This window comes from Effusibacillus lacus, from assembly GCF_002335525.1.
GTDB lineage: Bacteria > Bacillota > Bacilli > Tumebacillales > Effusibacillaceae > Effusibacillus > Effusibacillus lacus.
On the sequence record NZ_BDUF01000117.1, the window covers coordinates 1 to 211 of the forward strand.

The following is a 211-nucleotide window of genomic DNA, read 5'->3' on the forward strand; positions in this document are numbered from 1 at the left end:
GTATCGCCAGGAGCAGCAGTTTGCTCGTCTTGGGGTACCCTTGTCCCGTCAGACGCTGGCGAACTGGATGATCCACGGCGCAGACAAGTGGCTTAGACTATTGTACCATCGCATGCATGAGCATCTGCTGAAGCAGGACATCCTGCACGCCGATGAAACAACCGTGCAGGTGCTTCGTGAACCGGGGCGGTCCGCGGAGACGACTTCGTAC

The 211-nt window shown here is 58.3% G+C and carries 1 protein-coding gene; it reads left to right on the top strand.

The annotated features are described in order from the left end of the window. Window positions 1–211, top strand: a 211-nt coding sequence (locus EFBL_RS19665) for an IS66 family transposase (RefSeq protein ID WP_149029984.1), incomplete at both ends; no start/stop codon positions are given.